The sequence below is a fragment of the Streptomyces jumonjinensis genome, assembly GCF_009600885.1.
In the GTDB taxonomy this organism is placed as follows: Bacteria; Actinomycetota; Actinomycetes; order Streptomycetales; family Streptomycetaceae; genus Streptomyces; species Streptomyces jumonjinensis.
Window position 1 is genome coordinate 132,514 of the sequence record NZ_VCLA01000170.1, and the last position, 26,211, is coordinate 158,724.

The 26,211-nt window shown below is 72.7% G+C and carries 17 protein-coding genes, 1 tRNA gene, 4 pseudogenes and 1 riboswitch; of the genes and pseudogenes, 9 read left to right on the forward strand and 13 right to left on the reverse strand.

Translation table 11 applies throughout. From position 1 onward, the window contains the following. Nucleotides 1–509: 509 nt before the first annotated feature. Nucleotides 510–1,169 (forward strand): annotated as a pseudogene (locus FF041_RS39355) (glycosyltransferase 87 family protein); the annotation flags it as partial. An 83-nt stretch (nt 1,170–1,252) separates the two neighbouring features. Here FF041_RS39355 and FF041_RS39360 read toward each other — a convergent pair. Together FF041_RS39360 and tsaD are read right to left on the reverse strand one after the other, a co-directional pair. Then, nucleotides 1,253–1,930: a GNAT family N-acetyltransferase gene (locus FF041_RS39360; RefSeq protein ID WP_153524960.1), complete on the reverse strand. Its 678-nt coding sequence runs from the start codon at nt 1,928–1,930 to the stop codon at nt 1,253–1,255. After that, a complete protein-coding gene (gene tsaD, locus FF041_RS25475) occupies nt 1,930–2,991 on the reverse strand; it encodes a tRNA (adenosine(37)-N6)-threonylcarbamoyltransferase complex transferase subunit TsaD (protein ID WP_323392685.1) in 1,062 nt (353 codons plus the stop codon). The genes FF041_RS39360 and tsaD overlap by 1 nt, the downstream gene beginning before the upstream one ends. 241 nt (nt 2,992–3,232) lie before the next feature. Here tsaD and cbiE point away from each other — a divergent pair, with 241 nt between their 5' ends. Next, nucleotides 3,233–4,522, forward strand: a complete 1,290-nt coding sequence (gene cbiE / locus FF041_RS25480) for a precorrin-6y C5,15-methyltransferase (decarboxylating) subunit CbiE (protein WP_323392687.1) — start codon at nt 3,233–3,235, stop codon at nt 4,520–4,522. Then, on the forward strand, nt 4,519–5,268 hold the full coding sequence (cobM, locus tag FF041_RS25485) for a precorrin-4 C(11)-methyltransferase (RefSeq protein ID WP_153524962.1): 750 nt from the start codon (nt 4,519–4,521) through the stop codon (nt 5,266–5,268). Before cbiE ends, cobM begins: the two co-directional genes overlap by 4 nt. A 557-nt stretch (nt 5,269–5,825) precedes the next feature. On the opposite strand, the gene FF041_RS25490 is transcribed toward cobM, so the two are convergent. Further along, nucleotides 5,826–6,968 (reverse strand): cobalt-precorrin-5B (C(1))-methyltransferase, encoded by a 1,143-nt coding sequence (locus FF041_RS25490; RefSeq protein WP_153524963.1) that lies wholly within the window; start codon nt 6,966–6,968, stop codon nt 5,826–5,828. Between the two features lie 17 nt (nt 6,969–6,985). Here FF041_RS25490 and FF041_RS25495 point away from each other — a divergent pair, with 17 nt between their 5' ends. Further along, nucleotides 6,986–7,834: a cobalt-precorrin-6A reductase gene (locus FF041_RS25495; RefSeq protein WP_323392689.1), complete on the forward strand. Its 849-nt coding sequence runs from the start codon at nt 6,986–6,988 to the stop codon at nt 7,832–7,834. A 119-nt stretch (nt 7,835–7,953) separates the two neighbouring features. Here FF041_RS25495 and FF041_RS25500 read toward each other — a convergent pair whose 3' ends face one another. The 3 genes from FF041_RS25500 to cobG all read right to left on the reverse strand — a co-directional run bounded on the left by FF041_RS25500 (nt 7,954) and on the right by cobG (nt 11,780). Next, a complete protein-coding gene (locus FF041_RS25500; RefSeq protein ID WP_153524964.1) occupies nt 7,954–9,474 on the reverse strand; it encodes a precorrin-2 C(20)-methyltransferase in 1,521 nt (506 codons plus the stop codon). Next, nucleotides 9,471–10,097, reverse strand: coding sequence for a precorrin-8X methylmutase (locus tag FF041_RS25505; RefSeq protein ID WP_323392733.1), 627 nt, complete (start codon nt 10,095–10,097; stop codon nt 9,471–9,473). Before FF041_RS25505 ends, FF041_RS25500 begins: the two co-directional genes overlap by 4 nt. A 117-nt stretch (nt 10,098–10,214) precedes the next feature. Beyond that, complete coding sequence (gene cobG / locus FF041_RS25510) at nt 10,215–11,780, reverse strand: precorrin-3B synthase (protein WP_407698195.1); 1,566 nt, start codon at nt 11,778–11,780, stop codon at nt 10,215–10,217. A 54-nt stretch (nt 11,781–11,834) separates the two neighbouring features. After that, a riboswitch (cobalamin riboswitch) is annotated at nt 11,835–11,981 on the forward strand. A 32-nt stretch (nt 11,982–12,013) separates the two neighbouring features. On the opposite strand from cobG, the pseudogene cobN reads away from it, so the two are divergent. After that, a pseudogene (cobN, locus tag FF041_RS25515) lies at nt 12,014–15,654 on the forward strand (cobaltochelatase subunit CobN). A gap of 44 nt (nt 15,655–15,698) precedes the next feature. Here the strand turns inward: cobN and FF041_RS25520 are convergent. The 3 genes from FF041_RS25520 to FF041_RS25530 form a co-directional block, all read right to left on the reverse strand. Further along, nucleotides 15,699–15,950 carry a hypothetical protein gene (locus tag FF041_RS25520; RefSeq protein ID WP_153524967.1) on the reverse strand — a complete coding sequence of 84 codons (252 nt, stop codon included), beginning with the start codon at nt 15,948–15,950 and terminating at the stop codon, nt 15,699–15,701. Nucleotides 15,951–15,979: 29 nt separating this feature from the next. Further along, nucleotides 15,980–17,077 (reverse strand): helix-turn-helix domain-containing protein, encoded by a 1,098-nt coding sequence (locus FF041_RS25525; protein ID WP_194292171.1) that lies wholly within the window; start codon nt 17,075–17,077, stop codon nt 15,980–15,982. Nucleotides 17,078–17,916: 839 nt separating this feature from the next. Next, nucleotides 17,917–18,774 (reverse strand): hypothetical protein, encoded by an 858-nt coding sequence (locus FF041_RS25530; RefSeq protein WP_153524969.1) that lies wholly within the window; start codon nt 18,772–18,774, stop codon nt 17,917–17,919. A gap of 271 nt (nt 18,775–19,045) precedes the next feature. Here FF041_RS25530 and FF041_RS40410 point away from each other — a divergent pair. Further along, nucleotides 19,046–19,192, forward strand: a pseudogene (locus FF041_RS40410) (flavoprotein); the annotation flags it as partial. On the opposite strand, the gene FF041_RS25535 reads toward FF041_RS40410, so the two are convergent. Both FF041_RS25535 and FF041_RS40585 read right to left on the reverse strand, forming a co-directional pair. Next, nucleotides 19,137–21,041: a hypothetical protein gene (locus FF041_RS25535; protein WP_228388618.1), complete on the reverse strand. Its 1,905-nt coding sequence runs from the start codon at nt 21,039–21,041 to the stop codon at nt 19,137–19,139. The pseudogene FF041_RS40410 and the gene FF041_RS25535 overlap by 56 nt on opposite strands. Before the next feature lie 337 nt (nt 21,042–21,378). After that, nucleotides 21,379–21,603 (reverse strand): methyltransferase domain-containing protein, encoded by a 225-nt coding sequence (locus tag FF041_RS40585; protein WP_153524970.1) that lies wholly within the window; start codon nt 21,601–21,603, stop codon nt 21,379–21,381. Nucleotides 21,604–21,895: 292 nt separating this feature from the next. Between FF041_RS40585 and FF041_RS40590 the strand changes: the two genes are divergently transcribed. From FF041_RS40590 to FF041_RS25560, 3 genes and pseudogenes are all read left to right on the forward strand, one after another. Then, nucleotides 21,896–22,120 (forward strand): helix-turn-helix domain-containing protein, encoded by a 225-nt coding sequence (locus FF041_RS40590; protein WP_153524971.1) that lies wholly within the window; start codon nt 21,896–21,898, stop codon nt 22,118–22,120. A 311-nt stretch (nt 22,121–22,431) separates the two neighbouring features. Further along, the gene (locus FF041_RS25555; RefSeq protein WP_153524972.1) at nt 22,432–23,316 is read left to right on the forward strand and encodes a DNA-binding protein; all 885 of its coding nucleotides are present in this window, start codon (nt 22,432–22,434) and stop codon (nt 23,314–23,316) included. Nucleotides 23,317–23,345: 29 nt separating this feature from the next. Beyond that, a pseudogene (locus tag FF041_RS25560) lies at nt 23,346–24,532 on the forward strand (dihydrofolate reductase family protein). 165 nt (nt 24,533–24,697) lie between these two features. Here FF041_RS25560 and FF041_RS25565 read toward each other — a convergent pair. Next, nucleotides 24,698–24,771: transfer RNA gene (locus FF041_RS25565), tRNA-Pro, on the reverse strand. 233 nt (nt 24,772–25,004) lie between these two features. Further along, nucleotides 25,005–25,931: a metallophosphoesterase gene (locus FF041_RS25570; RefSeq protein ID WP_153480189.1), complete on the reverse strand. Its 927-nt coding sequence runs from the start codon at nt 25,929–25,931 to the stop codon at nt 25,005–25,007. Between the last annotated feature and the right edge of the window lie 280 nt (nt 25,932–26,211).

A 26,211-nucleotide genomic window follows, 5' to 3' on the forward strand; every position in this document is an offset into this window, starting at 1 on the left:
CAGGGCCGTCCACCTCCGGACCGGCCCGCGCACAGACCGGCCCGCCCGCCTACAGACCCGCAGGTCGGTGCGCCGCCGCCTCCGCCGGTTCGCCTGCCGGTCCGTCCGCCGTCGCCGCCCTCCGCCAGCGCCTCCCCGACACACGCCGGACGGTCGCCGCGCTCCTCGCCCACCCCTCCGGCCCAGCCCTCGGGCTCCTGCTCTGCGCGGTGCTCGCCGGAGCCTTCGCGCTGGTGACCACGGTGTCGACGCACCGGCTCTGGGGCGTCCTCGCAGCAGCCGGATACGCCGTCGCCGCGCTCGCGGCGTCACGGCACAGCGCCGCCCGGGCGACCGCTCTCGCGGCGGTGACGACGGCGCTGCTCCCCCTCGCCGTGCTCTGCGCGGCCGACAGCGCCCAGCTCGAAGTGCGGGTGGTCGAGGAAGCGGCCCGTGACCTGCTGCGCTCCGGGACCCCGTACGACGCCGCCCCCGCCGAGCCGGCCGACTACAACCCCTATCTCCCCGCGATGGCGCTCTTCGGCATACCCGGGGCCCTCCTCGGTCTCGATCCGCGCTGGTTTTTCGCGCTCTGCTTCCTCGCCGCACTGGCGTACGCGGGCACGCTCCCGCCCGCCCCGACCTCGCCGAAGGTCACGCTCACCCCCGCCGCGCCGAAGGCCCCGCGCGCCACGGCGGGCGCGCTGACCCTCCTCATCGCCTGCCCGCCCGTGGCGATGACGCTCGCGGTGAGCGGAATCGATCTGCCCGTGATCGGGCTGATGGCGCTGGGGCTCGCGCTCGCCGCCCAGGGGCGGCCGGGCGCCGCCGGACTGGTCCTCGGGCTCGCCTCTGCGATGAAGTGGACGGCGTGGCCCGCGGCGGCGGTGGCCTGCGCGCTGCTCTTCCTCCGGTACGGGCGCGGGAGCGCGGGCCGTCTCGCGGCGTCGGCCGCCGCCGTGCTCGCCGTGTGCGCCGCGCCGGTGGCCGTACGCGATCCGGGGGCCTTCGCCGAGCACGCCGTCGCCTTTCCGCTCGGGCTGGCCGACGTGCCCTCGCCCGCCGCGAGCCCGCTGCCCGGACAGCTGCTGGCCACCGCGCTGCCGGGCGGAGACGTGGTCGCGGTGACGCTGCTCGCGGCAGCCGCCGTGACGATGGCGCTCTCCCTCGTACTGCGGCCCCCGGCGACGGTGACCGCGGCGGCGGACCGGGTGGCCCTCGGCCTGCTGGCGGCGCTGCTGCTCGCGCCCGCCACCCGGTACGGCTATCTCCTCTACCCGCTGGTGCTCTCCGGATGGTTCCGGCTGGTGGGCGCGGACCTCGGGTGGTTCCGGGCGGCGGGCTCGGACGTCAGGGCGGCGGGCTCGGACATCAGCGCGGCGGGCTCGGACATCAGGGCGGCGGGATGGCACGGGCCCAGCAGCAGCGCCGGGCCGTCGCCTTCGGGCGCGGGATGGACGGCCTGGCGCCAGCCGCGGCGAAGGTAGAAGCCGAACGCGTCCGCCCGTACGGAGGTCAGCAGCCAGCACCGCCCATCGGCCGCGGTGGACGCGACCGCCGCCAGCAGCGCCGCGCCCAGCCCCTGGCCGCGCGCCCCGGCCGCCACCGCGAGTTCATCGATCTCCACCGCCCCGCAGAGCCAGCGCCGGGTGCGGTCCTCCCCCAGTACGGCGGCCACCGGCCCGTATGAGCGCCCCTCGGGAAAGGGATCGGGCGTGGTCCAGCCCGTCGCGAAGCCGTGCACCACCCGGTCGTCCGACCCCGACAGGGCCAGGGCCGCGGCGAACCCCGGGCGGGCGAGCTCCGCCGGGAGCCGCCGCACATAGCCGTCCGCCTCGGCCGGGTCCTCGCACCAGGGCGGCTCCGCGAAGGCCCCCGCGTACACCGAGCGGACGCCCTCGGCGCGCTCCAGCAGTTCCGCGCCGGAGACCAGACGTACCACCGTGCCCATCAGACGGCCGTCCGTACGGCGGCGACGGGGTGGAGGGCCGCGTACTCCAGCGGCGCGGACGGGTCGATCGAGAGCTCCAGCGGGGCCGGTTCGGCTCCGGCGCGCACCAGCAGATCGCCCACGGCGGCGATCATCGCCCCGTTGTCCGTGCAGAGTCCCAGCGGCGGCACGCGCAGGGTGATGCCCGCCGCCGCGCAGCGCTGCTCCGCCAGGGCGCGCACCCGTGAGTTGGCGGCCACCCCGCCGACCACGACCAGGGTGCCGACCCCGTACGCGGCACAGGCCGCCACCGCCTTGCGGGTCAGCACATCGGCGATGGCCTCCTGGAGCGACGCGGCCCCGTCGGCGACCGGCAGACCACCGGCCGGACGGCTCTCGGCCCACCGGGCCGCCGCCGTCTTGAGTCCGGAGAAGGAGAACGCGTACGGGTCGTCACGCGGCCCGGTCAGCGGGCGCGGGAAGGGGACCGCCCCCGGATTCCCGGCGCGGGCCGCCCGGTCGATGGCGGGCCCGCCCGGGTAGGGCAGCCCGAAGACCCGGGCGACCTTGTCGAAGCACTCCCCGGCCGCGTCGTCCAGGGTATCCCCGAGATGGACGATCGGATCGCGGGCCAGATCCCGGACGAGCAGCAGGGACGTGTGCCCGCCGGAGACGATCAGCACCACGCAGGGGTCGGGCAGCGGGCCGTGCGCCAGGGTGTCGGCGGCCACATGGCCCGCCAGATGGTGGACGCCGTACAGCGGTACGCCCAGTGCGTACGCCAGCCCCTTGGCCCCGGAGACGCCCACCTGGAGGGCGCCGGAGAGGCCGGGGCCGGTGGTGACCGCGACCGCGCCGATGTCGGACATCCGCAGGCCCGCCCCGGCCAGGGCCTCCTCGACCACCGGGGTGAGCGCGTGGATATGCGCGCGGGCGGCGATCTCCGGGACGACGCCGCCGAAACGGGCGTGCTCGGCCATGCTCGACGCGACGGCATGGCCCAGCAGCCGGCCCTCGCGCACCAGCCCCGCGCCCGTCTCGTCGCAGGACGACTCGATGCCCAGCACCACCGGAGAACTCACGGCCGCTCCTCTGCGTCTCATTCGCTGTTGCAAGTCATGTGCGATAAGCCCCTCAAGGGTACGAGGTCACACCGCGACCGAGGACGGGCCGGGGCCGAGGACGGGCTGCGACCGAGGACGGGCCGGGACGGGGCAGCCGGGAGGCGGGAGACGGGCCGGGACGGGGCAGCCGGGCGACGGGGAGCGCGGTGACAGTAGAGTGCGCCTGCGTCCCACCCCCCGAACACCGAGGTACCAGGCAGTGATCGCCGTAACCCCCGCCGCCGCACCGGATGTCACCGTCGTCGGCATCGGGGCCGATGGATGGGCCGGGCTCCCCGGCCCCTCGCGCGAGGCGCTCGCCGCCGCCGAGGTGCTGATCGGCGGCGTACGCCAGCTGGCGCTGCTCCCGGTGCAGCCGTGCACGGGCGAACGGGTGGCCTGGCCGTCCCCGCTGCGGCCCGCCGTGCCCGCCCTGCTCGCCGCGCACTCCGGCCGCCGGATCGCGGTGCTGGCCAGCGGCGACCCCATGCACTACGGCATCGGCCGGGCGCTCACCGAGGTGCTCGGCGCCGGGGGCCTGCGGGTGCTGCCGCATCCGTCGTCGCTCTCGCTGGCCGCCGCCCGGCTCGGCTGGCCGCTGGAGGACACCGAGGTGGTCACGCTCGTCGGCCGCCCCGCCGCCCGGCTGGCCGCCGCGCTCCACCACGGACGGCGGCTGCTGGTGCTCAGCGCGGGCGCGAAGACCCCGGGCGAGGTCGCCGCTCTGCTGCGCGAGCACGGCTTCGGGCCCAGCCGGATGCGGGTGCTCGAACAGCTGGGCGGCGAGCAGGAACGTATCGGCGTCGAAGCCCGCGCCGACGACTGGCCGCATCCGCCCGGCGACCCGCTGAACGTCGTCGCCGTCGAGTGCCGCCGCGCCCCCGGCGCCGCCCGGCTCGGCGCGGTGCCCGGACTGCCCGACACGGCGTACGAACACGACGGCCAGCTCACCAAGCGCCATGTCCGCGCCGCCACGCTCGGCGCGCTCGCGCCCGCGCCCGGGGAGCTGCTGTGGGACATCGGCGGCGGGTCGGGGTCGATCGCGGTGGAGTGGATGCGTACGCACCCGTCCTGCCGGGCCGTCACCGTCGAGCGCGATCCGGTACGGGCCGGACGCATCGCCCGTAACGCGGACCGGCTCGGGGTGCCCGGACTGCGCGTCGTCACCGGCGCCGCGCCCGCCGCGCTGGCCGGACTGCCGCTGCCCGACGCGGTGTTCATCGGCGGCGGGCTCACCGCCCCCGGACTGCTCGACGCCTGCTGGGCGGCGCTCGCGGCGGGCGGGCGGCTGGTCGCCAACACCGTGACCCTGGAGTCCGAGGCCCTGCTCGCCGAGGGCTACCGGCGGCACGGCGGCGAACTGGTGCGGCTCGCCGTGGCGCACGCCGTGCCCGTGGGGGGCTTCACCGGATGGCGGCAGGCGATGCCGGTGACCCAGTGGGCCGTCACCAAGGGGATGCCCTCCGGGTTCCGGGATCCCGTCACCATCTCACCAGGAGACGACAGATGACCGTGTACTTCATCGGGGCCGGCCCCGGCGCCGCAGATCTGATCACCGTGCGGGGGGCGCGGACGCTCGCCTCCTGCCGGGTCTGTCTCTACGCGGGCAGCCTGGTGCCGCGTGAACTCCTCGCCGAATGCCCGCCGGACGCCCGGCTGGTGGACACCGCGCGGCTCACCCTGGACGAGATCACGGACGAGCTGGTCCGCGCGCACCGGGACGGTCGGGACGTGGCCCGGCTGCACTCGGGCGACCCGTCCGTCTTCAGCGCGATGGCCGAGCAGATGCGCAGACTCGACGCGGCCGGAGTGCCGTACGAGGTGGTGCCGGGGGTGCCCGCCTTCGCCGCCGCCGCTGCCGCGCTGAAGCGGGAGCTGACCGTGCCGACCGTCGGCCAGACGGTGATCCTCACCCGTATCGCCCAGCGCGCCACGGCGATGCCCGAAGGGGAGGACCTGGCCACGCTCGGGCGCAGCGGCGCGCTGATCGTGCTCCATCTGGCGGCGGGGTACGCGGAACGGGTGGCGGCGGAGCTGCTGCCGCATTACGGGGCGGACTGCCCGGCCGCGGTGGTTGCTTACGCCAGCCGTCCGGAGGAGATCGTGCTGCGGGGCACCGTGGACTCGATCGCGGCGCAGGTGAAGGCGGCGGGGATCGTGCGGACCGCGGTGATCATCGTCGGCCGCACGCTGGGGGCGGAGGGGTTCCGGGACAGCCATCTGTACTCGGCGGAGCGGGACCGGCACGTCTGCTGACGGGGGCGGGGGTGTTCGCCGTCGGCTCGGGGGTGCGGTCTGTGGCGGGGGCCTGCCTGTCCGGTGGTGCTGTCCGTCCGGTGGTTCCGCCTGTCCGGTGGACCCGTCGTTCAGGTGTCGCCCGTCCGGCGGTCCGGTGTGCTCGGGGCCCGTCTGTTCAGGTGCCGGCTGATCGGCGGTCCCGGCAGCTCGGGTGGCGCCGTCTCTTCGGGGGCTCCGGTTCGCTCGGGCGCTGCCCTGCCCGGTGGTCCCGCCCGGCGGGGCCGAACGTGGGGGAGCCCTCCGGTCAGCTCCCGCCCGCCCCTGGCCGGGCACGGGGCCCGTTCCTCCGCAGACCCCTCAGGGCCTCTCCGTTCGGAGTCCGGGTACTGCCGGGCTACGGGGGAGGGCCCCTGGGCAGACCCGCTCGCCGACCGGCCCGACCCGGAAGACGGCCACGGCCCCTCGGCTTCGAGACCTTGACCACCAGGCTCCGGGTACCCGGTCCTCCGGGACCCCTACCACCGGGCACCCGCCCACCAGGCCCCCGGAAACCCCCGGCGCAAGCCGCACCCCCCTCAACCTCCCGGCGTGCTGCGCCCCACCACCGTCCCCGCGCGGTCGATGCAGATCACGTCCACCGCGACGGGCGTGCCCCGCAGCACCGACAGGGCTTCGTCGCGCGCCGCCACCGCCACCAGATCGCCGAGCGGAACCCCCGCCGCCGCGCACAGCTGTAGCGCCGCGAGCCCCGTGTTGGCGTCCGCGATCTCCCGTGCCAGGGCCGGTCCGGCCCCGCCCCGCAGGGCCAGCCCGGCGAGGAACCCCTTGTCCACCTGGGAGCGGGCCGAGTGCAGATCCAGATGCCCGGCCGCCAGCTTGGACAGCTTGGCGAAGCCCCCGCAGACGGTGAGCCGCTCCACGGGGTGGCGGCGCAGATACTTGAGCACCGCGCCCGCGAAGTCCCCCATGTCCAGCAGCGCGTCCTCCGGCAGGCCGTACTCCGCGATCACCGTCTTCTCCGACGTCGAGCCGGTGCAGGCCGCCACATGCCGCCGCCCGGCCGCCCGCGCCACATCGACACCGCGCCGGATCGAGTCGATCCACGCGGAGCAGGAGTAGGGCACGACGACACCGGTCGTGCCGAGGATGGAGAGGCCGCCCAGGATGCCCAGCCGGGGGTTCCAGGTGGAGCGGGCGATCTCCTCGCCGTGGTCCACCGAGACGGTGATCTCCACATCGCCGTCGCCGCTGCTGCCGCCGCCACGCCGGCCGTGCGTCCGCGTCACCTCCGCGATGTGGTCGCGCATCATCTGCCGGGGCACGGGGTTGATGGCGGGCTCCCCGACCTCCAGCGGCAGGCCGGGCCGGGTCACCGTGCCCACCCCGGGCCCGGCCCGGAAGACCACCCCGGAGCCGGGCGGCAGCGCCCGTACGGTGGCCCGGACCAGCGCCCCATGGGTCACGTCCGGATCGTCTCCCGCGTCCTTGACCACCCCGGCCATGGCCCGGCCGTCCGCCGTCAGCTCCTCCACGGCCAGCGCGAAGGCCGGGGTCTGGCCCTTGGGCAGGGTGACGGTGACCGGGTCCGGGAAGGCCCCGGTCAGCAGCGCGGTGTACGCGGCCGTGGCCGACGCGGTCGCACAGGCCCCGGTCGTCCAGCCGGGCCGCAGCCCGGTGTGCTTGAGTTGGGCGCCGCGCCCGCCTTTCGCCTCACTCATGAAGGGGTCCGTACTCCGTGCACGTACTGATACTGGGGGGAACGACCGAGGCCCGCAGCCTGGCCGGGCTGCTCCACGGCACCCCCGGCCTGCGGCTGACCAGTTCCCTGGCCGGGCGGGTCGCCGCTCCCCGGCTGCCCGAAGGGGAGGTCCGCGTCGGGGGGTTCGGCGGGGTCGAGGGGCTGGCGGAATGGCTGCGCGAGCAGAAGGTGCGGGGACTCATCGACGCCACTCACCCCTTCGCCCGGACGATCAGTTTCCATGCGGCCGAGGCCGCTGCCATCGCCCATGTTCCCCTGCTCGCGCTCCGCAGGCCCGGGTGGGTCCGTACCGAGGGCGATCGGTGGCGGCTGGCGGACTCGCTGGAGGAGGCCGCGCGACTGCTGCCCGAGCTGCTGCCCCCCGTGCTCCCCGAGCCGTCTCCCGGGCCGGCCGCCCCCGCGCCGTCTCGTGCCCCGGCCGCTCCCGCACCCGAGCGCCGGGTGTTCCTCAGCACCGGGCGTATGGGCCTGGCCGCGTTCGCCGCGTGCGACGGGGTACGGGACGACCTCTGGTTCCTCGTACGGTCCGTGGACGAGCCGGAAGGGCTGCGTCCGGCGCGGACGCGGGTGCTGCTGGACCGGGGCCCGTTCACCCTCGAAGGGGAGCGCGAGCTGCTGGCCCGGCACCGTATCGAGGTCCTGGTCACCAAGGACAGCGGCGGCGCGGCCACCGCGCCCAAGCTCACGGCGGCCCGCGAGGCCGGAATCCCGGTGGTCGTCGTCCGCAGACCGCCGGTCCCGGAGGGCGTGGCGGTGGCGCCGGACCCCGAAGGGGCGGCCCGCTGGGTCGCGGAACGGCTGACGGACCGGGCCGTACGGAGCTGACCCGGCCGGACCGGCTCCGTACGGCCCGGTTCCGTACGGCCCGGTTCCGTACGGGCGGCTCCCGTGAGGCCGCTCAGGCCCCCAGCCCCCAGACCCCAGCCGCTCAGCTCCCCGACCGCTCAGCTCCCGGCCCGCTCCGTTTCCGGATAGCGCCGGGGAGTCCACACCACCTGCTCGCCGTTCCCGCGCCGCACCGTCCGCGTCTGCGACGACCCGACGAGCAGGATGGTCCGCATGTCCACCTCCGCCGGATCGAGCTCGCCCAGCGGCACGATCCGTACGCTCTGCTCCGCGCCGCCGACATCGCGGCCGACCACCACCGGGGTGTCCGGCCCCCGGTACTCCAGCAGCAGCTCCCGGGCCTTGCCCACCTGCCAGGTCCGGCTGCGCGAGCCCGGGTTGTACAGCGCCAGCACCAGATCGGCCGCCGCCGCCGAGCGCAGCCGCTCCGCGATGACCTCCCACGGCTTGAGCCGGTCGGAGAGCGAGATCGTGGCGTAGTCGTGTCCGAGCGGTGCGCCCGCCGCCGCCGCGGCGGCGTTCGCGGCCGTCACCCCGGGCAGCACCCGCACCGGGACATCCGCGTACTCCGGCTGCGCCGCGGCCTCCAGCACCGCCGTGGCCATCGCGAACACCCCCGGGTCGCCGCCCGACACCACGGCCACCCGCCGCCCGCGCCGGGCCAGTTCGAGCGCGAACTCGGCGCGCTCCGACTCCACCCGGTTGTCGGAGCCGTGCCGGCACTGGCCGCCCCGCTCGGGCACCCGGTCCAGATAGGTCGTATAGCCGACCAGATCGTCGGCGGCGGCCAGCGCGCCCCGGGTCTCGGGAGTCAGCCACAGCGGCCCGGCGGGCCCGGTGCCGACCACGACGACCTCGCCCCGCTCGCGTATCTCCGGCTTCGCGCCGACCCGGCTCGGCAGCACCGCCACCGCGAAGTACGGCACCGACTCCGGATCGACCCCGGCCAGCGCGGCGGTGCGCTCCCCGGCCATGGTGGCGCGTTCGACATAGCGGGCCTCGCCGAGCCGGCCGGAGCGTTCGAGCGCGCCGCGCACCTTCGGGAACGTCCGTCCCAGCTTCATGATCACGGCCGCGTCCGTCGCCGCCAGCCGCGCCGTCAGCTCCTCCTCCGGCAGGGTGCCGGGCAGGATCGTCAGCACCTCCTCGCCCTCGGCGAGCGGAGTGCCGAGCCGGGCCGCCGCCGCGCTCACCGAGGTGACGCCCGGGATGACCTCGGTCTCGTACCGGTCCGCGAGCCGCTTGTGCATATGCATGTAGGAGCCGTAGAAGAGCGGATCGCCCTCGGCGAGCACCGCGACCGTCCGCCCCGCGTCGAGATGCGCGGCGAGCCGGGCCGCGGCAGCCGCGTAGAACTCCTCCATCGCCCCCCGGTAGCCGCCGGGGTGGTCGGTGGTCTCGGTGGTGAGGGGATAGACCAGCGCCTCTTCGACATGGTCGGCGCGGATGTGCTTCGCCGCGATGGCACGCGCGATGGAACGCCCGTGCCGGGCGCTGTGATACGCGATCACATCCGCCTCGGCGATGATCTCCACGGCGCGTACGGTCATCAGCGACGGGTCGCCGGGGCCGAGGCCCACTCCGTACAGCCGGCCGGTGGTGGCGTCGATGCCGCTCATTCTTCCTCGCTCGCGATCGCGTTCAGGGCGGCGGCGGCCATGGCGCTGCCGCCGCGCCGCCCTCGGACGACCAGGTGGTCGAGGGCCAGGGGGTGACCGGCGAGCGCGTCCTTGGACTCGGCGGCGCCGATGAAGCCTACGGGGACGCCGATCACGGCGGCCGGGCGAGGGGCGCCGTCCGCGATCATCTCCAGCAGCCGGAAGAGCGCGGTCGGGGCGTTGCCGACGGCGACGACCGCGCCGTCCAGGCGGTCACGCCACAGTTCGAGGGCGGCGGCGCTGCGGGTGGTGCCGAGTTCGGCCGCGAGCGCGGGCACGGACGGGTCGGAGAGGGTGCAGACCACGTCGTTGCCGGCGGGCAGCCGCTTACGCGTCACCCCGCTGGCGACCATGGCCACATCGCAGAGGATCGGCGCTCCCGCACGCAGGGCCGCGCGGGCCCGGGAGACGACCTGGGGGCTGAAGGAGAGGTCGCGTACGAGATCGACCATCCCGCAGGCGTGGATCATCCGGACCGCGACCTGGCTGACGTCGGCGGGCAGACCCGCGAGATCCGCTTCCGCGCGGATGGTGGCAAAGGACTGGCGGTAGATGGCCGCGCCGTCCTTCTCGTAGTCGAACACTGTGCTCTCGCTGCTCTCGCTCATTGGGGCATCGGGGCACCGCGTGGGGGACGCGGCGGGTCCGCCGGGGGCGGCGCCGCCATGGTGGCGGTGCGGCTCCGGCGGTCGTTCGAGGGGTTACGGCGGGGGCGTACGGGGACGGGTCCGGGCCGCCGTCACGGCGGCGGCGAGGTCTTCGCGGCCGGTGGCCGCGCCGGTGAGGGGCGCTCCCGTGCGGACCGCTCCCGCGCGGGCCATGGCGACCTGGTAGCCGGCGGAGGGCCCGCCGGGGGCGGCGACGACATCGACATGGTCGCCCTGGGGGTGGCCGCAGCGCCGCTCGCAGCCGGACCAGTGGACGGGCAGCCCGCCCGCCGGGCCGAGGGCGGTGGCCGCGTCGGCGCGCACATCGGCGCGGGACTTGGCGCAGCCGGGCCGCCCGATGCACGCGCTGACGCCGCGCCAGGGCGAGTCGGGGGCGGTGACCAGCCCGGCCGCGGCGAGGTCCGCGAGACTCCGGGCGGCGCGGGAGGCGGCGACGCCGGGGACGAGGACGCCGCGCCAGGGGGTGAGCCGCAGTTCGCCGGTGCCGTGCTCGCGGGCGAGCGTGGCCAGGGAGCGCCACTGGGCGGCGGAGAGCCGTCCGAGGGGCGCGAGCACGGAGACGGTGATGGGGCGGTGTTCAGGGTTGCGGATGATCCCCGGGGGTACTTCGGCGGGACCGGCTTCCGGCTCCCGCCCCCGGACGGGGGCGGGTTCGCGCCGGGAGGGGATGCCCGTGTGCGCCAGCCGGCGGGCCGTCTCGGCGAGCAGGCCGTTCCCCCGGCCGGGGAGCTCGCTCACCCGCCAGATCGCGGTACGTCCGGTGTGCCCGCTTTGGTCGTCGGGTGCACTCGCCTCCCGTACCGCGTCCAGAAAGGTTTCGGCGGCGATCAGAGCGGCCCGGCCCGCTGCGGCACCGGCGACGCGGAGCACCTCGGGAACATGGGCGGAATCACGGGCGGAATCACGGGCGGAATCACGGGCGGAACCACGGGCGGAATCACGGGCGGAACCACCGTCGGGACCACGGGAGGAGACACCCCCGGGAACACCAGGCGCGAACCCCAGCAGCGCGTCCCCGCCCGCCGCCGCCCTCAGCACCACATCAGCGCCGAGCGCGGCCACATCCCCCCGCCCGTCGTCCAGCGCGAACAGAAAGCGCCCTGAGAGCGCGCGCGCCGCGTCGCTCGCGCACAGCAGCCCGTCCAACTCCCGCAGCCAGGGCCGTACATCCCGCTCCCCCCGGCCGTCGAGCCCGGTCAGCGGGGAGACGACGATATTGCGCACCCGCTCGTGGTGACGCGATGGCAGCAGCCCGGCCGAGCCGAGTGCCTCCGCCAGCTCCCCGCCGCAGCCCGCCCCCAGCCCGCGCAGCTGGACATTGCCCCGGGACGTGAGATGCAGCACCCCGTCGCCGAGCCGCTCGGCCGCCGCCGCCAGCGCGTCGGCCTGATCAGCCGCCAGTACGCCGCCGGGGACGCGGACCCGCGCCAGCGCGCCGTCGTCCGCCGTATGGAGCCGCAACGCGCCGGGACAGGCGTCCCCGCCGTCCCGCCCGGGAAGCTCGTGCCGGGACGTGGACCGGGGCGTGGACCGGGGCGTGAACCGGGATGAGCCCTGGTCCGAAGGGCCGGCGGGGGCGGTGGGCATGGCGGCGAGCATACCGATAGTCACTCAAATCGTATGTCCCGCACGGAATGCGTGACCCTTACGATACTGATCAGCGGATCATCCGGTCCGTCATCGCCGGCGACGGCGACAGGGGAGGAAGCCCGGTGAGATTCCGGCGCGGTCCCGCCACTGTGAGCCCGGCCCTGAAAAGCCGGGCGAGTCAGGAACTCCCGCCGTCCGACACCGCCCGGGGCGCGGAAACCCCGAGGAAGGCCAGACGCCGCATGCTTCAGACGACCGGGGACCGCCCCCCGTACCCCCACGAGATCCTGCTTCTGTCGACGTCCGACACCGACCTGCTCAGCGCCCGTGCCGCGGAAGGCCCGGTCTCGTACCGCTTCGCCAACCCGTCCCGGCTGCCGCTGGACGACCTGCCCGCCCTGCTCGACGGCGCGGGACTCGTCGTCGTCCGTCTGCTGGGCGGCGTCCGCGCCTGGCAGGACGGCCTGGACCGGCTGCTGGAGAGCGGTCTCCCGGTGGTCGTCCTCACCGGCGAACAGGCCCCCGACGCCCAGCTGATGGAAGCCTCCACGGTCCCGGTCGGCATCGCGGCCGAGGCGCACGCCTATCTCGCCCACGGCGGTCCGGGCAATCTCGCCCAGCTCGCCCGCTTCCTCTCCGACACGGTGCTGCTCACCGGCCATGGCTTCGAGCCACCCGCCCCGGCCCCCACCTGGGGCCCCCTGGAGCGCACCCCGCGTACCGCCCCCGACGTGACGGCGACGATCGCGGTCCTCTACTACCGCGCCCACCACATGAGCGGCAACACCGCCTTCGTGGACGCCCTCTGCTCGGCGATCGAGGACGCGGGCGCGCGGGCCATGCCGCTGTATGTCGCCTCGCTGCGCGCCCCCGAGCCCGAGCTGATCGAGACCCTGCGCGCCGCCGACGCGATCGTCACCACCGTGCTCGCCGCGGGCGGCACCCGCCCGGCCGAGGCGTCGGCGGGCGGCGACGACGAGTCATGGGACGCGGGCGCGCTCACCGGTCTCGACATCCCCATCCTCCAGGCGCTCTGCCTCACCGGCTCGCGCAGCGCCTGGGAGGAGAACGACGAGGGCGTCTCCCCGCTGGACGCGGCGAGCCAGATCGCGGTGCCGGAGTTCGACGGCCGGCTGATCACCGTCCCGTTCTCCTTCAAGGAGATCGACGAGGACGGTCTGCCCGCCTATGTCGCCGACCCCGAGCGGGCGGCCAGGGTCGCCGGGATCGCGGTACGCCATGCCCGCCTCCGCCATATACCGGCCGCGGAGAAGAAGCTGGCGCTGGTGCTCTCGGCGTATCCGACCAAGCACTCGCGGATCGGCAACGCCGTCGGTCTCGACACCCCCGCGAGCGCCGTGGCGCTGCTGCGCAGGCTCCGCGCGGAGGGCTATGACTTCGGCCCCGAGGCCGAGATCCCGGGGCTGGTCTCCGGGGACGGCGACGAACTGATCCGCGCGCTGATCGAGGCGGGCGGCCATGACCAGGAGTGGCTGACCGAGGAGCAGCTGGCCCGTAATCCGGTCCGTATCCCGGCGGCCGACTACAAGCGCTGGTACGCCACTCTGCCCGCCGCGCTGCGGGAGCAGGTGGAGCGGCACTGGGGGCCGCCGCCGGGCGAGATGTTCGTCGACCGCAGCGCCAATCCGGAGGGCGACATCGTCCTCGCGGCCCTGCGCCGGGGGAATCTGCTGATCCTCATCCAGCCGCCGCGCGGCTTCGGCGAGAACCCGATCGCGATCTACCACGACCCGGATCTGCCGCCGTCGCACCACTATCTCGCCGCGTACCGCTGGATCGCGGCGGCTTCGGCCGATGGCGGCTTCGGCGCGGACGCGATGATCCATCTGGGCAAGCACGGCAATCTGGAGTGGCTGCCCGGCAAGAACGCGGGTCTGTCGGCGGCCTGCGGCCCGGACGCCGCCCTCGGCGATCTGCCCCTGGTCTACCCCTTCCTGGTGAACGACCCGGGTGAGGGCACCCAGGCCAAGCGGCGGGTGCACGCGACGCTGGTGGACCATCTCGTGCCGCCGATGGGCGGGCGGACTCCTACGGGGACATCGCCCGGCTGGAACAGCTGCTGGACGAGTACGCCCAGATCTCCTCGATGGACCCGGCGAAGCTGCCGGCGATCCGGGCGCAGATCTGGACGCTGATCCAGGCGGCGAAGCTCGACCACGATCTGGGGCTTGAGGACCGGCCCGAGGACGACGGCTTCGACGACTTCCTGCTCCATGTGGACGGCTGGCTCTGCGAGATCAAGGACGCCCAGATCCGCGACGGTCTGCATGTGCTGGGCAGCCCCCCGCGCGGCGGGGACCTGGTGAATCTGGTCCTGGCCATTCTCCGCGCCCGTCAGATCTGGGGCGGTACGACGGCACTGCCGGGGCTGCGCGAGGCGCTGGGCCTCGATGAGTCGGCGGCCACCCGCACGGCGGCCGACGAGGCGGAGGCCCGGGCCCGTGCCCTGGTGCAGGGGCTGGCGGACGCGGACTGGGACCTGGCCGCGGTGCCGGCGGACCACGGTGAGCAGGTCCGGGCCGTCCTGGAGTTCGCGGTACGCGAGGTGGTGCCGCGGCTGGCCGCGACGACCGCCGAACTCGACCATGCCGTCCACGCTCTGAACGGCGGATTCGTCCCGGCGGGCCCGTCCGGCTCACCGCTGCGCGGACTGGTCAATGTGCTGCCGACCGGCCGTAACTTCTACTCCGTCGACCCCAAGGCGGTCCCCTCCCGGCTGGCCTGGGAGACGGGCCAGGCGCTGGCCGAATCGCTGCTGGAGCGCTACCGCGCGGACAACGGCGAGTGGCCGACCTCGGTGGGGCTCTCCCTCTGGGGCACGAGCGCGATGCGCACGGCGGGCGACGATGTGGCAGAGGCGCTGGCCCTGCTGGGCGTCCGCCCGGTCTGGGACGACGCCTCCCGCCGGGTCACCGGCCTGGAGCCGGTCCCGCTGCCCGAGCTGGGCCGCCCCAGGATCGACGTCACCCTCCGCATCTCGGGCTTCTTCCGGGACGCCTTCCCGCACACCATCGGCCTGCTGGACGACGCGGTACGGCTGGCGGCCTCGCTGGACGAGAGCGCGGAGGACAACTACGTACGGGCGCACACCCAGGCCGATCTGGCCGAACACGGCGACGAGCGGCGCGCGACGACCCGTATCTTCGGCTCCCGGCCGGGGACGTACGGTGCGGGACTGCTCCAGCTGATCGACTCCCGCGACTGGCGGACCGACGCCGATCTGGCGGAGGTCTACACGGTGTGGGGCGGCTACGCGTACGGCCGTGAGCTGGACGGCAGGCCGGCGCGTACGGAGATGGAGACCGCGTACAAGCGGATCGCGGTGGCGGCGAAGAACACCGACACCCGCGAGCACGACATCGCGGACTCGGACGACTACTTCCAGTACCACGGCGGCATGGTGGCCACGGTCCGCGCACTGCGCGGCACGGCCCCGGAGGCGTACATCGGCGACTCCACCCGCCCGGAGACGGTCCGCACCCGCACCCTGGTGGAGGAGACCTCGCGGGTCTTCCGCGCCCGGGTGGTGAACCCGAAGTGGATCGAGGCGATGCGCCGCCACGGCTACAAGGGGGCGTTCGAACTCGCGGCGACCGTCGACTATCTCTTCGGCTACGACGCCACGACGGGCGTGGTGGCCGACTGGATGTACGACAAGCTGACGGAGACCTATGTCCTCGACCCGCAGAACCGCGCCTTCCTCCAGGAGGCCAACCCCTGGGCTCTGCACGGCATAGCCGAACGCCTCCTGGAGGCCGAGTCCCGCGGCATGTGGGCCAAGCCGGACCCGGCGGTCCTGGAGGCGCTGCGCCGCGTCTACCTGGAGACCGAGGGCGACCTGGAGTCAAACACCGACACCTGACCTGCCCCGCTAGCCCCCTCTGCGCCCGGCGCACCGGTCTCGCCTCATGACCGGCCGCCGGGCCGGAGGGCCCGGTCCGTGACGGCCGCGATGTGCTGAAGTTCTTTCCGCAGCCGGTCGGCCTCGGAGGCTCGCTCCGGTACGCCGGAGAGCGCGGCGAGCACGGTCTCCTCGGGACCGACGGTGCCTAGGACGCGGGCGGCGCGGTCCACCAGCGTGGCATCGAGATGGACGGAGTACATCCGGGGAGCGGGCTCGGGTGCGACGCTCCGGCGCCAGGGGCGTCTCGGACTCACCTGGACCGGCGATACGCGGACCTCCCGGCCTATGCCCGCGAGGGACTGGGCTCGCGGCGCACCCGGGTGGGCGCCGGACTCCAGTCGGCCAGGGGCGGCAGAACGGAGGGGAGACGGTCCCGGGGCGGCGGCGTGCTGCCCAGCCTCACCAAGGCGGCTGCCACCCGGTTCGTCTGGTCGCCGCCGAGGAAGCCGACTTCGTCGCGCAGATAGCGGCGCAGGGTCGTGACGGGGATGCCCGTGTGCCGGGCGAGCAGCGGAACGAACTGCGCACCGTAGTAACGGTTCAGCGCCTGCAGGTCGACCTTGAGAAGGTGCCGGTCGACGTGCACGGCACGCTGCCTCGGCCAGGCAGGTCTCGGCAGCTCCGGCCAGTCGCCCGCACCGCTGTCGCCCCTTTCCTTCCGGCCGGAAGGCGCGGCGCCTGCCGTGTCCGGGGTTCCTCCGGACATCAGAGTGCGCAACCGCATCTGTTCGCGGGCCGCGTCCAGGCGACGGCGAGGGCTTGTACAGGTGCGCTCCAGCAGATCCAGCCACTCGATCCTCTCCGCGAAGCCCGTCACCCGGCATCCGTCGAGGAAGGCCAGCAGCCCACGTACCGTCACGGGCTCGAAGCCACTGGCCATCGCGGCGAGTGTGGAGTGGGCGTAGCCGCACTGCCGGGCCATGGCCCGGAAGGACACCGACCGGTAAGCGCGCAGCCCCGAGAGCCAGAAGGACAGGACCCGGGGTCCCGTCGCCTGCGAAGGAGGAGTCAGCCTGCCGGTCCTGTCCCAGCGCAGCCATGTGCCCCGCCAGGCGGGACGGACACGGTCCTCGTACGCCGTGCGCTTGGGGCGCGGACTCGCCGACACCGGGCGCTCCCCGCGCAGGGCGGCTTCTCGGCGGGCCAGCCATGGAGCCGGTTCCGGATCGCCACAGGCGTCGATGAACGCCTTGAGGGTTTTCTCGCTGGGCACGGTCACTCCGCCCTGTGCCATGGACAGGGTGCCGGTCGACAGTCCCGAAAGACGCGAGAGACGGCTGAGGGTGAGACCGGCGCGCTCCCGCAGCGCACGCAGCTCGGCGGCCAGCGCCACGCAGGGAAGACTCCGCTCATCGGGCAGTTCGTTGTTGGGACGCGTCAAGGCCGGCCATCCTCCTTTCGTTGAAGCCGGGGCACCGAGCGGACCCGGTGCCCCGTGCCCGGTCAGGACAGGCGCAGGCGGAGTTCGACCGCGACGATTCCGCTGGCGGCCACCGCCGCGACAGCGATCTGCGGCGTGCAGCCGGCCATGACCAGCAGGCTCACTCCCGCGAGCACCAGAGCCAGAATGACGGCAGCGGAGGCCGGCGGCTGATGCGTACACGGGGCTGCGGCACCCTCGCCGCAGTGGGCAAGGCACCAGGTGAAGGGCCCCTGGTGGGAGAGAGCTCGGGAGAGTGGGACGGGCATACGGCCTCGATTCTTCCTATGGTGCCGGGGCATCGCCGACGCTCCGGCACCACGACCCGGACAAGGTGGCGCCGGCAGGGGCCGGTTGACGCCGGATGCCCTGCCGTGAACATCTTCACCGGCGGGAACAGCAGGGGATAGTCCTTCAGACGAAACATGAAGAACGCGCACCCGGATTCTTCAGGAATCGGAGCGGGAAGCTTCTTTTGAAGAATTCGATCTCTCTGTGACTTCGCTGGTAAGCGGTGTTTCCCGCCTTCCGCTGTCCGGGCGGCTGTTGCGTAGTTACTTCCCCGCAGGTCATCATTTCCCTAACGTCGGTGGAGTGTGAACAACGCGCGGCGCGATAGGGCTTCTTGTGTCTCGACCCGGACCAAGTCCCCAGCGGGATGCTGTTGACGCGGCATCCCGCAGCCGGTTGGCGGAGACCTCTCCGTCACCCGGCAGCCGGAGCTGCTCGACGCCCTGGCCGGCGAGGCCGAAGAACAGACGATCAACGGGTACTGCCCTGCTCCGGGAGCGATCGAGCGGTCAGTCCGCCTGAAGCTCCGCGATGACCTGCCGCGCCATATGCCGTGCGGGCTCGATTCGAGGGTCCTCCGGATAGGCGTCCGGCCCCAGGATCTTCGAGCACGCGAACAGCGTCATCAGCTTGCCGTCCCGGCTCTCGAAGTCGCCCCGCCGTTCACGCCGTACGCGGTCGGCCAGAGCGGGGACGGCGAGCGAGGCGGCCCAGAGCGTGGCGGCGTCCAGCCCCTGGGGAGCGTTCCCCCAGTCCTCCCAGTCGAAGAGACTGAACACCGGGGCGCTCATATTGGCCCAGTTCAGGTCGGCGTGGGCCGGCACCCATCGTTCGACGGACGTGTCGATCTCGTCGGAGAACGTGCCACGGATCGACTCGGTGACGAGGTGCTGCGTGATCATGACAGTGTCCGGGGTGGCCACGCGCCTCGTCGTATTCCGCGAGAGCGCGTCCAGGGAGGAGTTGAACGCCCGCCACCACTCCTCGGGCAGCACCGGGTCCGCACTCAGCACAGCGGTGCCGACCGGAGCGCCGGGCAGGACCTCCGTCTCATCCGCCCGCCACATCACCGGTCCGTCCGTGTCCCGCCAGACCACACACCCCAGCCATGCGGGCTGCGCCAGCCCCTCCAGGAGGGCGGCGCTTTCCGTGCCGTTCCACCCTTGATCGCCGATCTTGTTCAGTGAGCGTCGTTCCACCCGTACCCAGGTGTCGCGGTCTGTCCAGGCGCCCACGGAACGGCGCTTGCGTACGACTGAGGTCGAGTCCAAGCGCACCTGCAGGGATCGTTCGACGCGATCAAGGACTTGGTTGACCGGCTCAACTCGGAGGTCGACAGGGCGAACTGTGGGGACCGAGTGCGTCATGCGGGGACCGTAGCAGCGGGCTGAGGTGCTATGGGGGCATCTGAGTCAATACGGCCACCCGAAGCTGTTGGGCGGTTCGGGCGTGCCGGTGCCGCGGACGGGTATGCCTGGTGCCTGGCTACCGGCCCTGACCTCGTGGTGGTGTGTGTTTGGGCGGCGCGGGCGCTGGGCGGCGGCCGGTGGGCGAGACGGCGGACCCGCCAGGTGACCGCGACCGTCGCCGTACGCTGCCTGAACCGCACCGTTTCAGTCGCCAACCGGGAGTGCCCGCGTGAGTGATCAGCCAGGCCAACAGACCAAGAAGCCCTTCCTCTACGTCGTCGTGTGCGCGTCCGGCATCGCTGGTGACGTCGGCAAGCTGATCACCGCAGCCCAGGAGGCGAACTGGGATGTGGGCATCGTCGCCACCCCACAGGGCGGGAAGGGACTCCTTCACCCTGGGGCGGCACACAGGCCGCGCCGTGGGCATCGTGGTGGACGTGATTGGAAGACGTGGCGCGGGCTTCGGCACGCTGGGTGATGAGGCGTGCGACCTGGGCCGCGCTGTCGCCGCGCCACCGGCATACCGCATCGGTGGCCGTCCGCAGGGCGCGCGGGCGCGGATCGCGCAGTGCGGAGAGCACCTCGGCGACGTCGTGAGCGTTGCTGCACCGCCTTGCGAGGCCATAGCCGGCCAGGTCCAGCGTGCGTTCGCCTGGCGAGCCGATTTCGAGGACCGGGACGCCGAGCAGAGCGGCCTCGATCCCGCACGTCGAGTACGCACTCGCCAGGGCGTCGGCACCGGCGAGGCAGCCCCGGGCGCCGACCCGAGGATCGGCGACGGCCACGAGGAGCCCTCCGTCACTTCGGAGCAGTGGGGAGAAGACGTCGGTGCTCTGTGCCGGGTGCGGGGCGATGACGAGCCCCCAGTCGCTGTCCGCCGCACGCAGTCCGTCCAGGAGAAGGTCTGCCTGGGCCTTGAGCCGATCGGGTCCGAACGGCTGGCAGGCCCATACCGCGATCCGGGCAGGAGCACGGCGATTGCCGGAAGCCAGCAACTTCTCCAGGTACCGCCGCTGCGCCTCACGGCCGAGACCCGCGAGCGCATCGAAGCGGGGCTGTCCCAGCACGTGCAGTTCGGCGGCGGGGTGGCGCACCCACGCTGTCGCCAGCAGACGGTCCCGTTCCCCCATCACGACGACGTCGCGGCTGTGCAGTGTCGGCCTGCCGACCGACTCCGCCGTCCACGCCCCGTGCTGGACGTGGACTGTGTTCGCGCCGTGGCGTTCCGCCGTGTGCACGGCCAGCGCGCCCAGCGGGCTGGTGTCGTTGCTGAGGAGGACGGTATGTGGCCGGGTCGCGGTGAGGACGCCGTCGAGCCAGGTTTCCGCCTGGACGAGGGTCCGCCACGAGGGCTGGGTACACCCGCCGCTCGTCTCCAGGAGTACGGACAAGAGTTTTACAACTCTGGCGAGTTGGACGGTGTGACCCTTGATGCGGACGGTGTGGCCGTCCTCAGGCAGATGGAGGTCCTCGGCGGTGCCGGAAAGAGTGAAGAGATCACTCGGCGGCGAGCGCAGGACGATGTCCGTGGCCGACGGTGCCGGGCACCGCTCCGCCCGGTCGGTGGCGAGGTCGAGCATGAGGCTCGTGCGCCCGTCGCGCTCCAGCTCGACGAGCACCGGCATCAGGGTGGCCGCGTGACGGGAGGACCAGGACAGCGCTACGACGTCTCTCTCCCTCAGACGTGAGGGGAGCGGGCTCGGCTCCCCGTTCGCCGTGTTGGCCCGGGAGAGATTGCGTAACCGAGCGGAGCGGGAAGGGTTGTACTGGGCCGCTGCTCCGAGCAGGTAGGCGATGCCGGACCAGGTGACGGTGTAGGCCAGGTACTCCCTTGAGCTGCTCGAACGCAGACCGACGAGCCCTTCGTGCGGGGCGAGGGTCACGGGCCCCGGAGCCGCCGCGAACGGCTCCCAGGCGCTCAGAGCCAGCAGCTTGCGCAGCATCTCGGCCACGAAACGCCGAACGGGAACGTGCTGCACATGGAACCAGCCGACACCACCAGGCGTGGAGGCGAGCGCACCGCTGTAGCTCTCCAGGGCGGACATGACGGTCTCGACGAGGTCGCGCAGTTCTTCTCGGTCGAGGGGTATGGCCTCCAGCTCAGCCGTCTTGATGCAGTCGGTCTGTACGTGGCCAAGGGCGCCGCTGCCGACAAGAGCCCATCGGGGCTGTCCGCCGCAATCGGAACGGACGAGGCCCAAACCGCCGGTCGGACGGATACTCACACCATGCTCCCCTCAACGAACGGCTCGGACGGCCCGACGGAGTGGAGGAGCTGCAGCAACTCCTGCGGCGACTCGACAATCTCCGGAATGGGTGAGGTGGGCTGCCCGTATCCCCACCCCGCGTGGACGTACGCGACACCGGCGCGAGCCGCCGATTCCTGGTCGACTGCCATGTCCCCCACATACGTGGCTGCGGAGGGGTCAACCCCCAGATCGTGGTGTGCCTGCCGAGCCAGCAGCGATCTTGCTCGGCCCACCCGTCCTGAAGGACCTGCCCCCGCTGCTCGGTGAAGCCGTGCTGCCACGGCCTCTCGGCCGACTCGGCCCCGCGCTCGGGCTAGACGCGGACCAGGACGCACAGCTGGCCACCAGGGCGCAGCCAACGGTGCGTGTCGACCACGAACCGCTGGTGATCGATAGACGGAAGGACGTTGCGGCAGACGACGAGGTCGAGCGAGCCGGCCTGCCCGGCAAGCTGGGATTGCCCCCGCGTCGCCCGGTCGCTGTGTTCCTTTCGCGTAGCTGCGCTCCTCGGCCTCAGCCTGCAGGGTGTTCGTTTCATGGTCGCCCTTCTCTCCAGTTGCGCAGTCCTCGCAGGACTCACGCGGCGATGGCAATGAAGCGTTCGAAGTGGCGGGCTGGACTGGCGGCGCTGACGTGAATCAGGGCCGCCGCAAGGGGTGTTCGGGTACCGTGTGCTCAGCTCGCACCAACGATGAAATCGCTCCGGGCCCGTGGTCGGGAGGCCCTGGACGGAGCCCCGCACGTTGGCTCCTCAGGCCCCATCGAGCGCCAACGGGTGACGTTGGCGTCAATCCGCAGGGTGAACGACGGTGCACGGGGGAGGCGAAAGCGTGGGTCAGCAGCCGAACGAGCTGACTCCGGACGCCGGCCCATGGCATCGCTGGGGTTACGAGCTACGCCAGTTCCGCGAGGCCCGTCGACTGTCGCAGCAGGTCCTCGCTCGCAAGGCGTTGATTGATCGCTCACATCTTGGACGTTTCGAGCGCGCTGAACGTCCTGTTCCGAGCACGCGGCCATCGCCCTCGATGAGGCTCTTGACGCCGCTGGTGCATTAGTTCGTTGCTGGGACGAGGCGGAGCGCGATGCTCCCCAGGATGGCTCTGCCCTTGTGTCCAGAGCCGGGACGGCGACTCACGGGGCCAACACACGGGTCCATGGGGTCAGCGACCTGGTGACCCTGACCGGAAGCACGCCCGGGCAGGCAGTCTCTCTTGGAGACGACACGGAAACGGTCGTCGTCCCTGCCCGAATCCACGGAAGGATTCTCTTCGTGCCCGTGCCTCGCCGTGTTGTTCTCGCCTCCGGGCTCGCCGGTCTGGCTGCGACGTCCATCCCGGCTGCGGCGGCTGCCACGGAACTCGCTGACATGGCCTCGCCCTTCGAGCACTTCGCGCAGCTCCGCCGAGTGATGATCCAGACTGACAACCTCATCGGCCCCCGGCACGTGCTGCCTGCGCTGCAACAGCACCTCGTCTCTCTTGCCACAAGACGCCGAGCTGCCCGTGGCAATGACGCCGTTGAGCTTCTCGCCTTGGAGACGCGCTACGAAGAGCTGGCGGGGTGGTTCGCCCAGGACATCGGCGACGAACGCACCGCCCACGGTCATACCGCGAAGGCACTCGACGCTTCGCACATCACTGGCGACACTGATCTCACCGCGTACATCCTCGGCCGAAAGGCCCAGCTCGCGGTCGACACCGGACACCCTGTCGACGCCCTCGGCCTTGCCGCCGCTGCTCGGCGCACCGCCCGGCCCGGGAGCCGTCTCGAAGTCATCGCTGTCCTGCACGAGGCCCACGCGCATGCCGTACTCGGTGAAGGCGCTGAAGCTCATCGGGCTTACGAAACCGCGCTCACCCTCCTCGATCGCGCGGGCACCGACGGCGTCTGGGGATCCTGGCTCGATACGGCGTACATCAGCACCGCCCGAGCCCGCTCTCTGGCTGCACTTGGTGACTATGAGCAGGCCGCAGCGGACTTCGACACCGCCATCGCAGTGCTTCCTCCCGCATATCGTCGGGACCGTGGTGTCTATCTCGCTCGCGCTGCCCGTGCCCATGCAGGCACGGGCAACATGACCTTGGCTGCCCGAATCGGTGGGCAGGCCGTAGGCATCGCCGCCGAGACCGGTTCCGCGCGGATCTTCGGTCAGCTCGGCCGGCTCGACCAAGCGCTGGCCCCCGCAGCCGCCGAGGACGGCGTCGCCGAGTTCCGGGCGTCGCTCGACCGCATCGTTCTGCATCCCGCCTGACCCACCCGCGTATACCTTCTGGAGATAGCGTGCCTCGCCCGTACGTTCTGCTGTCCGCAGCCGTCTCGATCGACGGCCACCTCGATACCCGCCTGGGTGAGGACCGGCTCCTGCTGTCCAACAAGGAGGACTTCGAGCGCGTTGACTCCGTACGAGCCGGCGTCGACGCCATCCTTGTCGGCGCCGGAACGCTCCGGGCCGACAATCCCCGCCTCCTCGTGAACTCGGCAGAGCGCAGGGCGTCCCGGGTGGCCGCCGGTCAGCCGGAGTACCCCCTGAAGATCACCGTTACCGGCACGGGTGACCTCGATCCCGGCTGGAAGTTCTGGCACCACGGCGGGGACAAGCTCGTCCTGGCCGTCGGCGACGCGGCCACCACCAAGGCGCGCGCCAACCTCGGTGACCTGGCCACCGTCCAGAGCGTCCCTGTCGAGGCCGTCTGGCCGACCGCTCTCGACATCCTTGGCGATGTGTACGGCGTCAAGCGGCTGATGGTCGAAGGCGGCGGCACCATCCACACACAACTGCTCGAAGCAGCGCTTGCCGACGAACTCCAGCTCGTCATCGCCCCGCTCCTGGTCGGTCAGCCGGACGCGGTACGGATGCTCGGCCCAGCTGGCTATCCCGGCGGCCCGGCCGCCCGCCTCCGACTTCTGGGAACCCGCCAGATCGGCGACGTGGTACTCCTGAGGTACGCCCCCAAGGACACCTCGACGGAGCCCCGATGAGTACTGCCCCCTCAGCCAGTGCGCCGGGCACCGGCCGCAAGCCCAACACCGCAGACCGGGACTGGATCTCCCTCGCCTGCGAGCTGGCCGCCCTCTGCCCGCCCTCGACGACCGCTTTCAGCGTGGGGGCGGTCATCGTCGCGGCCGACGGGACCGAACTCGCCCGCGGCTACTCCCGCGAGAACAATCCCCACGACCACGCAGAGGAAGGTGCCCTAGCCAAGCTCCCCGCCGAGGATGCCCGGCTCGCCACCGCCACGATCTACAGCTCCCTGGAACCCTGCGCCAAGCGGGCATCCCGCCCTCGCCCCTGCGCTCAGCTCATCAGGGACAGCGGCCTCCGTCGTGTCGTCACCGCTTGGAGCGAGCCCGACACCTTCGTCGCAGGGGCCGATGGCACCGAGCTCCTCGAAGACGCGGGTGTGACGGTCGTGGCCCTGTCTGAATACGCGGACGTTGCCCAGGCTCCCAACCTGCACCTGCTCTAACGGCCAAGGTGAGGGAGCCTCGCCGTCCTCGGGGCCCTCATCGTGCTGGAGTCGGGGAGCCGAATTTCGAATCCGGCTCCCAAATGGCTCCCAAGGTGGCCCCAGGAACAAGTCAAGGGCCTGATCCATTTAGTGGATCAGGCCCCTGACCTGGTGTTTCAGCTGTCGGGGTGGCGGGATTTGAACCCACGACCTCTTCGTCCCGAACGAAGCGCGCTGCCAAGCTGCGCTACACCCCGATGTCACCACTGTCGCGGCGACATCGATTACTTTAGCCCACCCGCGCTCCCAGGCGAAATCCGGTTTTCACCGGCCCCGTCGCGGCCCGGCCGGGCCCTGCCGCAGCCTCGCCCAGGTCCATGGCCAGGTCCACGCCCAGGTCCACGCCCAGGTCCACGACGGGTCCACAGCCGAGCTCCGGCCGGTCCTCGGCCAAGCCCCGAGCAGCTCCGCAGCCCCCGCTCAGTCGCGCTCAGTCGCGCTCCACCAAGGTCAGCAGCGTCGCCTCCGGGGGGCAGGCGAAGCGGACCGGGGTGTAGCGGTTGGTGCCGCAGCCCGCTGAGACGTGGAGGTAGGAGACATTGCCCGCCGACTCATGGGTGGACAGGCCCTTCACCCGGTCCGTGTCCAGGTCGCAGTTGGTCACCAGCGCGCCGTAGAACGGGATGCACAGCTGGCCGCCGTGGGTGTGGCCCGCCAGGATCAAGGGGTAGCCGTCCGCCGTGAAAGCGTCCAGGGTGCGCAGATACGGGGCGTGGACTATCGCCAGGGAGAGGTCGGCGTCCTTCTCCGGGCCGCCCGCGACCTCCTCGTAGCGGTCGCGCTTGATGTGGGGGTCGTCGAGGCCGGTGAAGGCCAGCTCGTAGCCGTCCAGCTTCAGTCGGCCGCGGGTGTTGCTCAGCCCCACCCAGCCCGCCGTGTCGAAGGCGTCGCGCAGCTCCTCCCACGGGTTGTGGATCACTCCCGTGGCGGGAGCGTTGCCGTTGAGGCCATGGCGGCCCTGGGCCTTCTCGAACAGATAGCGGGCGGGGTTGCGCAGCTTGGGCCCGTAGTAGTCGTTCGAGCCGAAGACATAGACGCCCGGGAACTCCATCAGCGGGCCCAGCGCGTCCAGCACCTCCGGGACGCCCTCCGGATCGGACAGATTGTCGCCCGTGTTGACCACGAAGTCCGGGCGCAGCCCGGCGAGCGACTGGAGCCACGCCCGCTTCTTGCGCTGGCCGCTGACCATATGGATGTCCGAGACCTGAAGCACCCGGAGCGGGCGCATGCCCTTCGGCAGTACGGGGACGGTCAGTCTCCGGAGGCGGAAGGAGCGGGCCTCGAAGGCGGCGGCGTACGTGATGCCGGCGGCGCCGACCGCCGTGATGGCCAGGGGGACTCCGTAGCGTGCGCGCATACGCCCATCGTTGCAGACGCCGTCCGGCGTCCAGCGGGGCGGGCGGCGTATTCGATCTTCGTCTGTACGGTGCGCCCGCGCGGCTCGCCGTACGGGGTCGCCCGCCGCACTCGCTGTACGCGGCCGTCGCCCACGCCACACGCTGTACGCGGCCGTCGCCCACGCCACACGCTGTACGGGGTCGCCGCCCACGCCACACGCCGTACGGGCCCTTCCGCGCCGCGCCTCGTACGGGGTGGGCGGGCCGTCCGCCCCACGGCTCATCCGGGCCGCCCGCGAA